The organism is Blautia sp. HCN-20427, from assembly GCF_037890365.1.
Taxonomy (GTDB): domain Bacteria; phylum Bacillota; class Clostridia; order Lachnospirales; family Lachnospiraceae; genus Blautia.
Genome location: NZ_JBBKBX010000018.1, coordinates 70,856 through 86,745, shown reverse-complemented (window position 1 = coordinate 86,745; position 15,890 = coordinate 70,856). Strand labels below are relative to the sequence as shown.

Annotated in this window: 13 protein-coding genes; 2 read left to right on the top strand and 11 right to left on the bottom strand. The window is 46.0% G+C overall.

Annotated elements, in window-relative coordinates:
• Positions 1 to 201: hypothetical protein (locus WKT17_RS11805; protein WP_340272960.1), on the top strand; the 201-nt coding region annotated here is incomplete at its 5' end.
• Between the two features lie 52 nt (positions 202 to 253).
• On the opposite strand, the gene WKT17_RS11800 is transcribed toward WKT17_RS11805, so the two are convergent.
• Together WKT17_RS11800 and WKT17_RS11795 are read right to left on the bottom strand one after the other, a co-directional pair.
• Positions 254 to 1,813, bottom strand: coding sequence for a DUF3794 and LysM peptidoglycan-binding domain-containing protein (locus WKT17_RS11800; protein ID WP_294580824.1), 1,560 nt, complete (start codon positions 1,811 to 1,813; stop codon positions 254 to 256).
• A 15-nt stretch (positions 1,814 to 1,828) separates the two neighbouring features.
• Complete coding sequence (locus WKT17_RS11795; RefSeq protein WP_173749033.1) at positions 1,829 to 2,239, bottom strand: protease complex subunit PrcB family protein; 411 nt, start codon at positions 2,237 to 2,239, stop codon at positions 1,829 to 1,831.
• A 192-nt stretch (positions 2,240 to 2,431) separates the two neighbouring features.
• Between WKT17_RS11795 and WKT17_RS11790 the strand changes: the two genes are divergently transcribed.
• Complete coding sequence (locus WKT17_RS11790) at positions 2,432 to 3,175, top strand: lysophospholipid acyltransferase family protein (RefSeq protein ID WP_298060420.1); 744 nt, start codon at positions 2,432 to 2,434, stop codon at positions 3,173 to 3,175.
• 93 nt (positions 3,176 to 3,268) lie between these two features.
• Here the strand turns inward: WKT17_RS11790 and WKT17_RS11785 are convergent, their stop codons facing one another.
• From WKT17_RS11785 to WKT17_RS11745, 9 genes are all read right to left on the bottom strand, one after another.
• Positions 3,269 to 4,669: an alanine/glycine:cation symporter family protein gene (locus WKT17_RS11785; protein WP_291682400.1), complete on the bottom strand. Its 1,401-nt coding sequence runs from the start codon at positions 4,667 to 4,669 to the stop codon at positions 3,269 to 3,271.
• Positions 4,670 to 4,898: 229 nt separating this feature from the next.
• The gene (locus WKT17_RS11780) at positions 4,899 to 6,275 is read right to left on the bottom strand and encodes a UDP-N-acetylmuramoyl-tripeptide--D-alanyl-D-alanine ligase (protein ID WP_294459400.1); all 1,377 of its coding nucleotides are present in this window, start codon (positions 6,273 to 6,275) and stop codon (positions 4,899 to 4,901) included.
• 13 nt (positions 6,276 to 6,288) lie between these two features.
• Complete coding sequence (locus WKT17_RS11775) at positions 6,289 to 7,317, bottom strand: D-alanine--D-alanine ligase family protein (RefSeq protein ID WP_294541601.1); 1,029 nt, start codon at positions 7,315 to 7,317, stop codon at positions 6,289 to 6,291.
• Between the two features lie 46 nt (positions 7,318 to 7,363).
• Positions 7,364 to 8,767, bottom strand: coding sequence for a L,D-transpeptidase family protein (locus tag WKT17_RS11770; RefSeq protein ID WP_294541603.1), 1,404 nt, complete (start codon positions 8,765 to 8,767; stop codon positions 7,364 to 7,366).
• A 200-nt stretch (positions 8,768 to 8,967) separates the two neighbouring features.
• Entirely contained in the window at positions 8,968 to 10,260 is a 1,293-nt protein-coding gene (locus tag WKT17_RS11765; RefSeq protein ID WP_173749027.1) for an aminotransferase class I/II-fold pyridoxal phosphate-dependent enzyme, read from the bottom strand.
• Between the two features lie 190 nt (positions 10,261 to 10,450).
• Positions 10,451 to 13,042 (bottom strand): cation-translocating P-type ATPase, encoded by a 2,592-nt coding sequence (locus WKT17_RS11760; RefSeq protein WP_340272951.1) that lies wholly within the window; start codon positions 13,040 to 13,042, stop codon positions 10,451 to 10,453.
• Positions 13,043 to 13,120: 78 nt separating this feature from the next.
• Positions 13,121 to 13,852 carry an aminotransferase class IV gene (locus WKT17_RS11755; RefSeq protein ID WP_340272949.1) on the bottom strand — a complete coding sequence of 244 codons (732 nt, stop codon included), beginning with the start codon at positions 13,850 to 13,852 and terminating at the stop codon, positions 13,121 to 13,123.
• Positions 13,853 to 15,211 carry an aminodeoxychorismate synthase component I gene (pabB, locus tag WKT17_RS11750; protein ID WP_340272947.1) on the bottom strand — a complete coding sequence of 453 codons (1,359 nt, stop codon included), beginning with the start codon at positions 15,209 to 15,211 and terminating at the stop codon, positions 13,853 to 13,855.
• Positions 15,192 to 15,806: an anthranilate synthase component II gene (locus WKT17_RS11745; RefSeq protein ID WP_173749023.1), complete on the bottom strand. Its 615-nt coding sequence runs from the start codon at positions 15,804 to 15,806 to the stop codon at positions 15,192 to 15,194. The genes pabB and WKT17_RS11745 overlap by 20 nt, the downstream gene beginning before the upstream one ends.
• Between the last annotated feature and the right edge of the window lie 84 nt (positions 15,807 to 15,890).

Below are 15,890 nucleotides of genomic sequence, written 5' to 3'. Positions count from 1 at the left end.
CAGATAAAAGATTTGTCCATAGACCATAAGAACGATTACTATGAGCTCTGTTGGACAACACAGGTAAAAGACATCCATGCAAATGTAGAAATACTGCAAATAGAGGCAAGTGCACAACTGGACACCAATGGACTGGTAACCTATTTAAACATAAACGACATGTTTGAACTTCAAAAAATTCTCGAAAACCAGTCTCCTTAAAGATGACGCAGGAAGCCGCCGACTACTTCAATAGCCGACGGCTTCCTGCACTCTATCTCTCCACCTTTTTCATCAATAACAGACTGTCCCCCGGTTTCACTTCCTCACTCTCCAGCCCGTTTAGTTCCATAATATTCTCAATGGTAGTATAAAATTTCTTGGCAATATCCCACAGGGTATCGCCCTGCTGCACCTGATACCCCACGATTCCGGGCATGCTTCTCAGCTTTTCCCGGTCCAGCTCCCGCTCTTCAATTTCCCGGATAATCCCCATTTCCGTCTGATTCATCACCAGCGCATTAAGATTCATCACAATCTTCACTTCGATTTCGTCGCTGTCAATCATGGTGGTGGAAAGCTGTTCCAAATCTGTCCGCAAATGGTAAACACACTGCTCGTTGATGCCTTTCGCCTCAATGACATGAGTAAAAGGTATCATGGTTTCCATGGCATAAAAAGGCATTTCATCATCGCTGACAATGTACAGAATCCGCACCCGTACTACACCTTCCGTCTCTATGCCGTTTTCCACAATCCGGGTACTGTCTACCTTTACATTGCCGTCACTGTGGCAGATTTGCAGAATTTTCCCCTGGCTGTTCTCCGTCTTTATCCGGTCATTGACTTTACATTTGGAAAAATTCTTCACCAGCAGGTTTTCCAGCTTCTGCTTTTCCCGTATGGCCTGGCAGTCCCGTACCGGGGTGTATACGTCCATAAGCAGAGACAATTCTTCCTCCTCATAAATCTTCATTTCCAGCTCCAGCACTGTATCCACGCTGATAATCCGTTCTTCTCCGTCCTCGTCCTGTTTCACCTTTAAATCACTTTGGGGCACTGCAATTTCCACGTTGGGAATCATGTCACTGCTGCAGCCCGGACATTCCACCTCTTCATAAAAGGGCACCGAATGTTCCAGCCACTGAAGGGAATTGTTGTCATCATTGCCGCTGTAAAGGGCAAAAACAAAAAGTTCACCCTTCACTCCGATTTTGTCATTTTCTGCCCGAATATCCAGCCCGCGAATTTCTACCGTATTCCACAGCAGTTCATAAATATCCGGCTTGTTGGAACTTAAAGCTATGTCTTCTTTTACCCGCATGGTGTCTTTTTTATGTACAGCCGCCCCCATAACGGAAATCTCCTGTTTTTTCTTAGAAATTTCCTCATCCTCCACGCTGATGGGCAGGGCGGTCTCCAGCATTTCTTCCACATAGGCTGTAAATGTCACCAACGCCTTAATATTCAGTTTTCGGGAATGAATCAGCTGCACGCTCAAATCTTCAATATCCCATTTCAGCTGTACCTTGTCTCCATTTTCCAGCCCTTCCAGATTCAACGTCTCTCCTATGCGCAGAGTCCCCATAAGGCTTTGTATTTTCCGTTCCTGGCTGTCACTGACATACAAAAGGCAGACCGCCAAAGCGCCGGTAATATATGCTCTTCCCTCTGAAATCTGAATATCCTCAATTTGAATATCACCCTTTTTTTGAATCATTCTGCCGATGTCCGGTTTCACGTCCGGCACATTCAAATCTTCATCAAACGTAATCTGACTGACTGCTTCACATTTTCTTTTTAACATTCTTACCTTTTTCTTTATCAGTTCCACACCTTAACCCCTTTTCTATTCAAATATGACCGGTTCTTCCCGGTATTTCATCTTCACCACCAGACAAGGATACGAAGGCTCTTCTTTCAGTTCTTCCCCGTCCTTGGGGCCTATAAGCACCGTCTGCAGGTGAATGGCATTTTCCCAGAGAGACAAATCCTCAATCTGTATACTGTATCCACCGGTTTCCTGCTTTCCGTATCCCTTCAGCAGATAGAGATAGCCCGCGTCCTGATAGGTCATCTGAAATTCTGTTTCCTGATTCTTGGCAATCAGTTCCTTCACCTTTTCCGGAAAATCCGCCTCTTTCATCACCGTATATTCCGGCTTTATTCCGTCCCCTGCCCTTACTTTTTCAATACTGCAGCCATACAAAAAGCAGGAAAACAGCACCAGTAACAAAAGCCCTGCTGTCCTTTTTCCCATGATTTGCCGCCTTCACTTTACTAGCCTTATCCTAAATGTATGCGGGGCAGAGAGAAAATATAACAGAAAAAACAAATACAGGCTGCCACATATGGTGTTTTCCCTTGCATATCCCTTGCGCATTCATTATAATAAAAGTATTTCACAAAATATTCTTAACATTACATTATCAAAAAGGAAAAGGTACTTATCATGCTGCGATTTATTCTTGTATGTATCTGTGTCATCGGATACCTGGTTTTATCCATTCCTATCCTTCTGGTGGAATGGGTCATCGGAAAATTTAACAAACGTGCCAAGGACATCAGTTCCCTGCGCATCATCCAGGCGGTATTTTGCTTTATCTTAAAGGTAACCGGCGCTGACATCACCGTTATCGGACACGAAAATGTCCCGAAAGACCAGGCGGTACTCTATATCGGAAACCACAGAAGTTTCTTTGATATTCTGCTGACCTATGTGCTCTGCCCGGATTTGACCGGCTATGTGGCAAAAAAAGAAATGGAGCCTATCCCTCTGCTTTCTATCTGGATGCGTTATCTGCACTGCCTGTTTCTGGACAGACAGGACATTAAAGCCGGAATGAAAACGATTCTTACCGCTATTGAGAAAGTAAAAAGCGGGATTTCCATCTGCATTTTCCCGGAAGGAACCCGCAACAAAGGAAAGGATGAACTGGAACTGCTGCCTTTTCATGACGGAAGTTTCAAAATTGCCACCAAAGCAGGTTGTCCTATTGTGCCCATTGCCATTAGCAATTCTGCAGAAATTTTCGAGTCCCATTTCCCGAAAATCAAGCCTTGCAAGGTCGTCGTGGAATACTGCAAGCCTGTGTATCCGGACCAGTTGGACAAAGAAGACAAAAAACATCTGGGTGCATATACTCAGAATATCATTCTGGAAACACTGAAAAAGAACCGTGGTTTGACAGAATAAAAAACTGCCCTGCAGCAGCACATTTCAGAACAAAGCTTTTCCTGAAAATATGCCGCTGCAGGGCAGTTGCTCATTCTTTATAAAATAGGGTTTTTACCAGCAGTCCGTATGCTCAATCCCTACATCTTTTGCCTTAAATACAGGCTCTTTTCCTTCTTTTCTCTGTTTCTCGTAGTCCTTTAATACCTTCACAGCCGTATTTCCCAGAATCAGTATTACCAGAATATTCACAGTAGCCATGCAGCCCATAGTAATATCCGCAATATTCCACATCATGGAGAAATCTGCCTGGGCTCCCAGAAATACTGCCACCAGACAGCTAATTCTGAAAATCAGAAGCAAAGTCTTATTGTTCTTAATAAACAGAATATTGGACTCTGCATAGTAATAATTTCCAATCAAACTGCTGAAGGCAAAGGCAAAAATAGAAAGTGTAATAAAATGAATGCCCCAGGTTCCCACATTTGCAGAAATGGCTTTCTGTACAAAAGGAATGCCATCCAATACACCAGGTTCTCCCTGCACACCTGAAAGAAGCACCATCATAGCCGTAGCAGAGCAAATCAGCAGTGTATCAATGAAAACAGACAGAACCTGCACCATTCCCTGTTTCGCCGGATGGCTGACAGACGCGCTCGCAGAAGCATTGGGCGCGCTTCCCATACCCGCTTCATTAGAAAAAAGACCTCTCTTAATACCGATAACCACTGCGCTTCCGGCCATTCCTCCTGCAAAAGCCTGCAAATCAAAGGCCTGAGACAGAATCATGGAAAACACATGAGGCAGTTCCGTAAGATTCATTAAAATCGTAACAAGTCCGATAAGCAGATAAGTACCTGCCATAATAGGCACAAGCACAGATGTAATAAAGCCGATTCTGTGTACGCCTCCGAAAATAACAAAAGCTGTACCTGCTGCAAGAACGAGTCCTACTATCATTGGATAAATGGTATCGCTGTATCCCGGAATGTAATATTCCAGAGAGGATGACATGTTAAAGGACTGCAGCCCATTAAATCCATAGGCAAAACAGATAATCAACAGGATGGAAAACAGAATGCCAACCCACCGTTTTCCCAGAGCCTTTTCCATGTAGTAAGAAGGGCCCCCTCGAAATTCATCTTTATCCTTTACCTTATAAACCTGTGCCAGGGTACTTTCAACAAATGCAGACGCGCCTCCGATTACAGCCATAAGCCACATCCAGAACACTGCACCTGCGCCTCCCGCTGCTATAGCAGTAGCAATTCCGGCAATATTTCCCGTTCCCACCCGGGAAGCTGTGGAAATCATCAGAGCCTGAAAAGAAGAAACCTGTTTCTTCCCATTTTCTTCTCCTGCCTTTTCCTTTAATACACGAAAGGACTCCTTCAGAAGCCTTACCTGTACAAAACGCGTACGAACCGTAAAGTAAATGCCCGTTCCTACCAACAGAAACAATAACAGATAGGTATACATAAAGTCATTTACTGCACTTAAAATATCATTCAGCATATATCATGTCCTCCTTATATTATAGTATCTTCCATAGCCATACAGCCATGCACGCTCCTGAAATTATAACAGAAAACAAAGCATTTCGCAAGAATTACAAAGTATTTATCATAACGCAATGTATTTTTATAAAAAAAGAATATCTATGCCTCCAACATACCACTGCATGGAAAAGACATAAATATTCTTCTTGTAAATTCTTCTATCCAACTTTGTATCAGGGAAATTTTCAAACCGTTTTCTCTGACAGCGCTTCCACCAGCTTACCGAATTCCATAAAATGAGATGCCTTTACCAGAATGGTATCTCCCTTTTTTAGAATCTGGAAAAGCTGCGCCAGCAAGGCTTCTTTATCTGCAAAGTGCAGCACTTCTTTATCCGGCGCTTTCGCCTTCGCCGCATTGGCCATATGGGCAGACAAATCACCTACGCAAAGCAGCACATCAATGTCTTTGGACACCGCGTATTCGCCTACCTCCCGGTGCATTTCCACTTCATCAGCCCCCAGTTCTCCCATGTCGCCCAGCAGCGCCACTTTCCTGCCCAAAGCGTCTGCCAGTACATCCAGAGACGCCCGCATGGAAACCGGATTTGCATTATAACAGTCGTCTATCACTGTATAACGGTCGGTTTCCATAATGTGAAATCTTCCGCTGACCGGCTGCAGACTTTCAATTCCTGCCTTGATTTCCTCCAAGGTTAAACCATAGGTCAGACCCACGGCTGTTCCTGCAAGGGCATTGTAAACCATATGATGACCGGGAATCGGAATGAGCACGGCAAAACTGTCCTCACCTGCATGAATCCGGCAGGAAATGCCCTTCAAACCTTCCGGCTTGATTTCATCTGCCCAGATACCCTGGTGATTCTCAATCCCGAAAAATACCGGCTGAATCCCTTTTACTTCCTGTACGGTTACCAGTTTATCGTCATCTCCGTTTAAAAGAATGTGACCGTCTTCCCGCAGATAATCAAAAATTTCCGTCTTGGCCTTTAAAATACCGTCTCTGGATTTGAGAAATTCCAGATGACACAGACCAATGTTGGTAATCACGCAAGTATCCGGTCTGGCAATCTTCGCCAGCCGGTGCATTTCTCCAAAATCGCTGATACCCATTTCCAGCACTGCCATTTCATGCTCATCCCGCAGTCGGAATACCGTCAGTGGAAGTCCCAGCTCATTGTTAAAATTCCCCTGGGTCTTCAGTGTATTGTATTTCTGAGAAAGAACGGCTGCAATCATTTCCTTTGTGCTGGTCTTTCCCACGCTTCCCGTAATTCCCACAACGGGGATGGAAAGCTGTTTCAGATAATATTCTGCAATGTCTTTCACTGCGGTAAGGGAAGACTTCACCTGAATATAGGGATAGGGCTGCTCTCCCAAATCCTTTTCTGACAATGTGGCCAGGGCTCCCTGCTTCATGACCTGCTCAATGAAAGCGTGTCCGTCCGCTCTGGCTCCTTTAATGGGTACGAAAAGACCGCCCTTTTCTGCTTTTCTGCTGTCCGTAAAGATACAGGTAACTTCCTCTTTTTTCTGCTCCTCTGTTCCCCGGTAAATGCCGCCGCAGGCTTCTGCGATGTGCTCTAACGTGAGATTTTTCATGGCTTATGCCCCCTTACTGATATTTTTTCAGAGAAACCTCAATGAGTTTTTCGCACAACTGAGGATAATTCATTCCAATGACTTTCGCTTCCTGAGGAATCAGGCTGGTAGGTGTCATCCCCGGCAGAGTATTCGCTTCCAGACAGTACATATTTCCCTCTTCGTCCATAATAAAGTCCAGTCTGGCGTAGGCCTGCAGTTTCAGTGCTTCATAGCCCTGTTCCGCATAACGCTGCATTTCCTTTGTCAGTGACGCAGAAATTTCCGCCGGACAGGTTTCCACGCAGGAGCCTGCCTGATATTTATTTTTATAATCGTAAAAGCCCTGCAGAGGTGCGATTTCGATAACCGGATAGGCCTTGCCGTCCACAACGGCCACAGAAAATTCTCTTCCTGTAATATACTGCTCTACAACCACCTTATCCTCATAGGAAAAAGCTTCTAAAAGAGCCTGGGCATACTCTGATTCATTCTTTACAATAAATACGCCTACACTGGAACCACCGCAGCACGGTTTCACAACCACCGGAAACTCCATGCCGTAGTCAGTAAGACGGCTGTTGTCTCCCTTTTCCAGAGTGATTCCCTTTGGTGTAGGAACACCTTTGGCTTCAAATACCATTTTCGTAATGCCTTTGTCCATGGCCATGCCGCTGCTTAAAGGATTCGAGCCTGTGTATTTAATACCCATTAAGTCCAACACAGACTGCACCTTTCCATCCTCTCCGTTGGAACCATGAAGAGCCAGAAATACAATGTCTGCTTTTTCACATACCGACAGTACATTGGGGCCAAAAAAGCCTCTGCGGGATTTCATGGTTGCTTCCAGTCCGGCGCTGTTTCTGTGCATTTGCTCTGCTTCTTTTTCTATGTCATATTCTGCCGGAAATAAATCTTCCTCCAGCGTCTCTCTGCCGAAATACGGGTCAATCATAATGGCACGGTGATTTCTCTCTCTCAAGGCTTTGCAGATTCCCTGTCCCGATGCAATGGAAACCTCTCTCTCTGTACTGTTTCCTCCTGCTAAAACTACTATCTTCATATCTCAAACTCCTTTGATTGGATTTTTCTTATGCTTGCATACTATCTCAATATACCACTACGGGAACCCCTTTTTCAATGTTATTGAAAATCTTTTCTGCATTGGCAGGCGGTGTATTCACACAACCGTGGGAACCATTGTTCAGATACTCCGAACCGCCGAAGCTGCTTCTCCAGCTTGCGTCATGAATACCCGTATTGGCATAGAACGGCATCCAGTATTTTACCGGAGAACTGTAGTCTTCTCCTACCAGAGTTGCGTCACGCTCTTTGTACATAATGGCGTATACACCGGTATGGGTATCCCATCCCTTGTTGTGATTTCCGGTTACCACATCGGTATCTACCAGAAGCTGTCCGTCCTTAAAGAACCACATATGCTGCTTGGAGAGACTGATTTCTACATAGGTATTGCCGATTTCATCTGTCTCTCTGTGGTAGCCGGTATAAGTGTATTCCGGCTCAATGGTCTGGGACTGTCCGCTTTTGATTGCTTCGATAATTTTCGCAGTAGTGTCATTAGGTGCAATAAGCCAGCCGTAATCCCCTCCCGATACGGTAATGGTCTCTCCCGTAGCTGTCTTAAACTGACGGGAACTTCCGAAGGTATCGTACTTATATTTCAACTGCTGCACATATTCCTTCACCTTGGCTTCATCTAATGTTACATTTCCGCTGTCATCTGTTGTGAGCCAGTCTTTCATTACATCTTTATTGATAACTTCCTGACGGTCTGCAAAATCCACAGTCACCGTTACATTCAGGAATGCATTTCCCTGGTTTCTCTCTTTTGCCAGGTTTTCATCTGTACTTAGAACAGAAGGGCTTGTATAGCAGCCTGCTTCGTCCAGATTAACCTCCTGTGCGCCGCTTTCAATGGAATTTTTGACAGCTTCCTTCACCTTATCCTTGTCAAGTTCTGTACCCTGGGTTTCCGGAATGATTTCATAGCCGTTTTCCGTAACTTCCAGATGTGCGTCCACAGGCTTCACCATATTGGCGTCCTGCATGCAATCCAGAGCTTCTACAGCCTGGTTCAGCGCCTCTTCACTGTAAGAAGTTGCTGCTGACATGGTATAATCCTTTTGATGTGCAAAGGACAAAAACCAGGTAAATGGATTCTGCTGCTTTTTCAATTTTTTCACAGTGCCGTCATTTTCGTATTTCATCCGGATTTGGGATGCTGTAATACTTTCCGTCTTGTCCTCCCGCTCCTGAATTACCAATTCATAGGAGGCAATCTGGCCTTCTATATCACGTTCCACCTCTTCTACAGTCTTTCCGGCGCTGTCTAGCCCGTTAATCTTAGAGCCGGGATAAAAGTGCCCGGAATAATAGAACACTCCGCCTGCGTAAACAACTGCCAGCACTACAATATAGGCAATCAGAATACCCAGCACGATTTTCTTGGCTTTTTTATAGTTGCGTTTCTTTGTTTTCTTTTTTGCCATATTTATCTACCCCTTATTTCTTTCTGTGCGTTTCAGTATAACACATTTTTCCGGATATACCAATATGAAGAGTGCTGAAATTCCTGATTGGTCTTATTATTACTTATCATCTGGTGGACTGTGCAATACATTGGAGTTAAGGAAAAGCCCCCATGAGGTACAAACTCACGGGGGGGTTCTTCTCTGCTGCTCTCTTCTCTTTATGCCGCCATCTCTTCTAAAATCTTCTCAATGCTCACCAGTTTCACGCTGAGCACAAAAATTTCTGTAGCCAGCTTCAACTCTTCCACAGTCGGGAAACTTGGCGCAATACGAATATTGCTGTCATGAGGGTCGTTTCCGTACGGATACGTAGCTCCTGCGTCTGTCATCTTCACGCCTGCTTCCGCTGCCTTTGCAATAATCTTCTTCGCACAGCCGTCCATGGACTCAAAGGAGATAAAATATCCGCCTCTCGGAGCGGTCCAGGTACCGATTTCTGCTCCCTGCAGTTCTTTCTCCAGTGTATGCTCTACGATTTCAAATTTAGGACGGAGAATTTCCGCATGTTTTTTCATGTGCTTGTGCATACCTACAATGCCGCCGAAAAAGCGCACATGACGAAGCTGGTTAATCTTGTCGTGTCCAATGGTCTGCACAGACATATGTTTCCGGAAATCATCCAGGTTTCTCTGAGAAGCAGCTACCGCCGCAATACCGGAACCCGGGAAGCTGACTTTGGATGTGGAAACAAATTTGTAAACCATATCCGGATTTCCTGCTTTTTCACATTCATACAGAAGTTCCAGAAGGAAGTCCTGTTTGTCGTCATATAAATGGTGAATACAGTATGCATTATCCCAGAAGATACGGAAATCTTCTGCTGCCGGTTTCAGCCTTGCAAACCGCTTCACTGTGTCTGTGGAATAGGTATATCCCTGTGGATTGGAATATTTCGGCACACACCAGATTCCCTTAATAGCCGGGTCTGTGCTTACCAGTTCTTCTACCATATCCATATCCGGACCTTCCGGTGTCATAGGCACGTTAATCATTTCAATTCCAAAGTATTCCGTAATACGGAAGTGACGGTCATATCCAGGAACCGGACAGAGAAATTTCACCTTATCCAGCTTGCACCAAGGAGTGCTTCCGCATACACCATGAGTCATGGAGCGGGAAATGGTGTCAAACATCACGTTCAGACTGGAATTTCCGAAAATAATAATGTTTTCAGGGGGTACTTCTGTCATTTCACCTAACAGGCGTCTTGCTTCCGGTATTCCGTCCAAAAGTCCGTAGTTACGGCAGTCAATTCCTGCTTCGCATTTCAGCTTATCGGTGCTTTTCAGTTCTTCCAGCATATCCATGGCAAGCTCTAACTGCTGCTTGGACGGTTTTCCTCTGGACATATCAAGGTTTAATCCTTTTGCTTTCACTTCTTCAAACTGCATTTCTAAATCGGCTTTCATGGCCTGCAACTGTTCCTGACTAAGTTCTCTGTAAGATGTCATGGCTCTCCTCCCGGCATTTTATTTTCATTCGTTGCTTCCTATTGTATGCCAATATATGACTTTGTGTCAAGCACTTCCTGCATTTTTGTCGTATTCCACCCAATAAATGCCTTGCCAACTTTTTATATATGCAATTTTTTGTACTTACGCCTGCATTTTATTTAGGATAATAAAGTATTAGCAACGTTTTTCAGTCCTTGCCCGCTTTTCGCCCCGAAAGGCATTTCCCGGGAATCAGCAGAAGTTCATGCATCAGAAGCGGTACTGCGGAGAGTCCCAGAAGAAATTGCCACTGCCCCCAGGACAGGCGCACGGTTCCAAAGGCCTGCACGAAGCAGGGAATTTCCGTCACCATAAGCTGGAGCGCCAGCCCCAGGCAGAATGCAAGAATCATAAAGGGATTTTCCAGATGATTCATGGAAAAAATGGATTTATTCTTATCTCTCATGCCAATGGCATGGAAAAGCTGGGAAACTCCAAGCACAGTAAAGGCATAGGTCTGCCCTCCTTTGTAAAAGGCATACAGGGTAATGCCCGCTATGAGAAATCCGTAAAACACAGTAAACAGCCAGCCGCCATGAGCAAAAAGCCCTTCCTGGGGATTTCGGGGACTTTCTTCCATCAGGGCTTTGGCATCGTTTTTGTCCACGCCAAGAGCCAGGGCCGGGAGCGAATCTGTAATCAGATTGACCCAGAGAATGTGGCAGGCTTTCAGGGGCGTAGGCAGTCCCAGGCAAACTGCGGCAAACATGGTAATAATTTCCCCAAAATTGGAGGACAGCAGAAAGAGAATGGATTTTTTAATGTTTACATAAATGCTCCGTCCCTCTTCCATGGCCTTTTCTATGGTAGAAAAATTGTCGTCCGTCAGTATCATGTCTGCGGCGTTTTTTGCCACGTCCGTGCCGCTTTTTCCCATGGCAATCCCGATATCCGCCGCCTGGAGAGAAGGCGCATCATTGACGCCATCCCCGGTCATGGCTACGATTTCTCCTCCTCTTCGGAATCTCTGTACAATTTTTACCTTATGGGCAGGGGTTACTCTGGCAAAGACACGGATATTTTTCATTTTTGCGGCAAATTCCTCTTCGGTCATTTCATCCAGTTCCTGTCCCGTAATGCACTGGTCCATAGATTGGGCGATTCCCGTCTTCCGGGCTATGGCAAAGGCTGTGTCCTTGTAATCTCCGGTAATCATGGCGACCTGTACTCCTGCCTGCTTCAACGTCTTCACGGACTGGGCCGTTTCCTTTCTGGGCGGGTCAATCATACCTGCCATTCCTGCAAAAATCAGATTTCCGGTAAGTCCTTTTTCTGTCTTTTCCAAAACCCGTTCACGATAGGCCAGAGCCAGCACCCGAAGTCCGTCTCTTGCCATACTTTCCATTGCCATACGGATTTTCATTCTTCTTGCCTGGGTCATTGGCTCTGTCCCATCCCGCAGTTCCACAAAGGCGCATTTCTCCAGAATATAGTCGCAGGCGCCTTTGACATAAACCGTTTCATAGCCGCCCGTTCTGTGTACGCTTGCCATATATTTTTTTTCGGAATCAAAAGGGATTTCAAAAGTTCGGGGATATTGCTGCAAAAGGAGTTCCCGGTCATAGCCCAGTTCTTTCCCCATATGCAGAAGCGCCAGTTCTGTGGCATCACCGATTTCCTGTTCTCCCAGCATACTGTTATTACATAGAAGAAAGCCTTCCAACAGTCTGGGAAATTCCCGTTTCCGCACTCTGGACAAAGGCAGAATGATATCATTGGCATAAAGAGCCGTAACTTTCATCTTATTTTCCGTCAGGGTTCCTGTTTTATCTGAACACACCACACCTACGGAACCCAATGTTTCCACTGCGGGCAGCTTGCGGATAATGGTATTCACCTTTACCATACGGGCCACTCCCAGCGCCAGAACAATGGTAACCACCGCAGGCAGACCTTCAGGAATGGCCGCCACAGCAAGGGAAATGGCAAGGAGAAGCATTTGCAGGAGATTTCTGTGCTGCACCAGCCCCAAAAGAAATAGCGCCGCACACAGAACCACTGCCACAATGCTCAGCAGTTTCCCCAGGTCACCCAGTCGTTTCTGCAGCGGCGTCAGTTCTCCGGTAACCTCGTTAATCATACCCGCAATTTTGCCCAGTTCCGTGTCCATGCCCGTGGCCGTCACAATGCCTTCTCCACTGCCTTTCATAATTTCACAGGACATATAAACCATGTTTCGCTTCTCTGCAGCCGGAAGGTCCGGTCTCATGGCTGCCGCTGTCTTTGCAACCGGCAGGGATTCTCCTGTAAGGGCAGATTCATTCACGGAGAGCCCTTGTACCCGCAAAAGGCGGAGGTCTGCGGGCACCTGATTTCCGGCTTTTAGCTGTATCACGTCTCCTTTTACCAGCCGGGCGGCAGGAATTTTCTGATACACGCCGTCTCTTTTGACAATGGCAGAGGGCGCCGTCATCTTTTTCAGCGCTTCCATGGCTTTCCTGGCTTTCCCTTCCTGTATGACTCCTACCGTGGTATTTAAGGCAATGACTGCCAGAATAATTCCCGTATCGCTGAATTCCCGCAGCAGTATGGAAATGGAAGCAGCAATGAAGAGAATGAAAATCATGGGGTCGTTTATCTGTTCCTGTATCATATCCCATACGGTCTGCTCTTTGGCTTTTTTCAGCACATTTTGGCCATCCCGCTGGAGGCGCTTCTCTGCTTCCGCTCCGGACAAACCGTTTTTTTCATCTGTGTGCAGGGCTTTGCACAGTTCTTTGGGCGTTAAAGTTTCGTACATGCCGTACCTCCTGCAAGGACAAAATCTCTAACTCAATGTATGCAGAGGGTATGTGGGATATACATGGTTTCCCAGTTCCTAGAGAACATAGCGGCTGCGGTACTCTTCCCTCAACCTCCGCCCCGTCTCCATACTTGGAAATACAAAATCCTCCATCTGTCTCACGGGCATAATTCCAAGCAAAGAGTTCGTCACAAACATTTCCTGAAACTCCGGCACCTGCCCGGGCAAAATTATCCGCTCATGGATTTCGTAGTTCTGATACAAATACTGCCGCAGAATCCCCGGCAGCATACCACAGGACAGGGGTGGCGCCATGATTTGTCCGTCTTTGACAAAAAACACATTGGAGACAGCCCCCTCTGCGATTTCGCCTCTGGTATTCAAAAAAACTGGTTCCTGAATTCCCTGGGCTTTTGCCCTGCGTTTTTCCAGAATACAGTCTCCGTAATTTAGCGTTTTGTGATACGTCAGCGGGGAGGTTTCATTTCTGCGGATTTTTGCATATGCTGCGGTAAATTCCTGCCTGTAGTCCTCCTCCCTATAAGTATTTTCCCTTGTGCTCACTACTATATTTTTCTGGGAAACCGTGATTTTCAGCACCTTTCTCCCGATTTTCACCGGCTCTTCCCCAAGGGCTTCCTGCACCTTTTGCTGAATTTTTTCAAAATCCACCTGCAATTCAAAAAACTGCAAAGCCTGCAAAAGACGCTGGTAATGCTCTTCCAGAAAAACAGGTTTTCCCTCTTCTACGGCTATGGTTTCAAATGCCCCCAGGCCAAAATAATATCCCTCATCTGCTGTAAACATCTATGCTTCCTCCCAAAGTGCTTCCAATACTGCCCTTGCTTTCTGCAAAGTTTCTTCGTATTCAAATTCCAAATCCGATTCGCAGGTAATACCGCCTCCCACTCCCAGATAATATCGGTTGTCCTTATGAATAGCCGTGCGGATGACAATATTCAAATCGCAGTTTCCGTCAAAAGAAAAATATCCCATAGAACCGGTGTAAAGGTTGCGCCGGTCATGCTCCAGTTCGTCAATAATTTCCATGGCTCGGATTTTGGGCGCTCCGGTAATGGAACCGCCGGGAAAGGCTGCGGGAATAGAATCTGCCGCACGGAGTCCCTCCTTTAATTTTCCCACAATGGTTGTAACCAGATGAAAGACTGTGGCATAAGTTTCCACTGCAAAGTGTTCCGTCACCTGCACGCTGCCCGACTGGCACACATGGTTCAAATCATTTCTCTCCAAGTCCACAATCATCAGCAGTTCGCTGCGGTCCTTGGCAGAATTTTTCAGTTCTTCTTTCAGACTGGCATCTTCCCGGGGCGTCTCTCCCCGCTTTCTGGTTCCCTTAATGGGACGTGTTTCGATTTGTCCGTCTTTCACCTGCATGAACCGCTCCGGCGAAGCGCTGACCACCTGGAAATCCCCGCATTGAAAAAATCCCCCAAAGGGTGCGGGATTGTGCGTCCGCAGATAGCGGTACACTTCGTAAGGCTCTTTTTGACTGTCCACCGTCAGCTGCTGGGTCATATTGGCAATGTAAATGTCTCCCTCTATGATATAGGAAATCATTCGGTCAATGGCCTGCTTATAGTCTTCTTTTGTAAAGTTCGGAGAAAAGGCAGCAAGCTGACTGTGTTTTGCCGGTTTCACGGCGGGAGTACAACTTCGTATTTCCGCCTCCAGACGGCAAATGCCCTGATCTGCATCTTCTGTCTCGCCTCTGGCCGTGAGATACAAAGTTTTCTCCTGCTTGTCCTCTATAATAAGGAAGTCATAGAACACAAACAAAGCCTCCGGGATATCCAGCTTCTTTTCGTGGCGGCTTTCTATCTGCTCAAATTTCCTGCCGTAATCATAGGAAAAATACCCCAATGCCCCGGAAACCAGCGGCAGATGTGTGGAATTTTCCTCCCGGTATTTTTCCAGATATCCCTTTAAAGCAGTCTCCAGTGTACCCTTCTGAGGCTTCCCATTTTCATAAAAAGTGCCGTCTTCTTCTTTTAAAATCAGATACGGATTCAGACCGATAACGGAATACTGCCCCAGTTGGTTTTCCAGGGAAGAATCCAGAAAAATCGCCATATTTTCTTCCTTGTAACACTCAAAAATATCCTCTGCCTTCCGGTAAAAATTCAGCTTATAAACCTTTGTTTTCATGCGCTCCCCACCACTCCTTACTTATTTTTACAAAATTCTCCAACAATTCATGACCGTATTGGGTTAATACGGCTTCCGGATGAAACTGTACGCCGTAGATTGGAAATTCCCGGTGATGCAGTCCCATAATCACCCCGTCCTCTGTGCGGGCATCCACCTCTAAAGCAGCCGGAAAGTTTTCACTGCTGACTACCAGAGAATGATACCGGGTGACTTCATAGGTCTTTGGAAGCCCCCCAAACAAGCCTTTCTGGTTCGTCTCAATCGTGCTGACTTTTCCATGCATGGGCCTTTCCCCTTTCTCCACTTCTGCCCCGAATACGTGACCGATAATCTGGTGCCCCAGACATATCCCCAGAATGGGGACTTTTCCAGCCAGCTTTTCCACAATTTCCTTACAGTTTCCACAATCCTTTGGACTTTTGGGACCGGGAGAAATTACCACCCCTTCCAAAGCCCCGGTTTTCAGCATACCTTCTATCTCTTTTGCTGAAATCTTATCATTTCGCACCAATTCTACCCGTTCTCCACATTCTTCCAGATAACAGGCAAGGTTATACACAAAAGAATCGTAATTATCAACCATTAAATACATACTGTGCTCCATTTCCCTGGCAGCCCCTTCTTAAAAACAGAAAAAGACTGCCGAAAAGGCTCTTTCTTCAAGAACCTTTTCCGG

Bases quoted from the DNA above. Each gene is read 5' to 3' on its own strand.
- WKT17_RS11795 (WP_173749033.1), bottom strand. From the start codon at position 2,239: ATGGGAAAAAGGACAGCAGGGCTTTTGTTACTGGTGCTGTTTTCCTGC.
- WKT17_RS11790 (WP_298060420.1), top strand. From the start codon at position 2,432: ATGCTGCGATTTATTCTTGTATGTATCTGTGTCATCGGATACCTGGTT.
- WKT17_RS11785 (WP_291682400.1), bottom strand. From the start codon at position 4,669: ATGCTGAATGATATTTTAAGTGCAGTAAATGACTTTATGTATACCTAT.
- WKT17_RS11780 (WP_294459400.1), bottom strand. From the start codon at position 6,275: ATGAAAAATCTCACGTTAGAGCACATCGCAGAAGCCTGCGGCGGCATT.
- WKT17_RS11775 (WP_294541601.1), bottom strand. From the start codon at position 7,317: ATGAAGATAGTAGTTTTAGCAGGAGGAAACAGTACAGAGAGAGAGGTT.
- WKT17_RS11770 (WP_294541603.1), bottom strand. From the start codon at position 8,767: ATGGCAAAAAAGAAAACAAAGAAACGCAACTATAAAAAAGCCAAGAAA.
- WKT17_RS11765 (WP_173749027.1), bottom strand. From the start codon at position 10,260: ATGACATCTTACAGAGAACTTAGTCAGGAACAGTTGCAGGCCATGAAA.
- WKT17_RS11760 (WP_340272951.1), bottom strand. From the start codon at position 13,042: ATGTACGAAACTTTAACGCCCAAAGAACTGTGCAAAGCCCTGCACACA.
- WKT17_RS11755 (WP_340272949.1), bottom strand. From the start codon at position 13,852: ATGTTTACAGCAGATGAGGGATATTATTTTGGCCTGGGGGCATTTGAA.
- pabB (WP_340272947.1), bottom strand. From the start codon at position 15,211: ATGAAAACAAAGGTTTATAAGCTGAATTTTTACCGGAAGGCAGAGGAT.
- WKT17_RS11745 (WP_173749023.1), bottom strand. From the start codon at position 15,806: ATGTATTTAATGGTTGATAATTACGATTCTTTTGTGTATAACCTTGCC.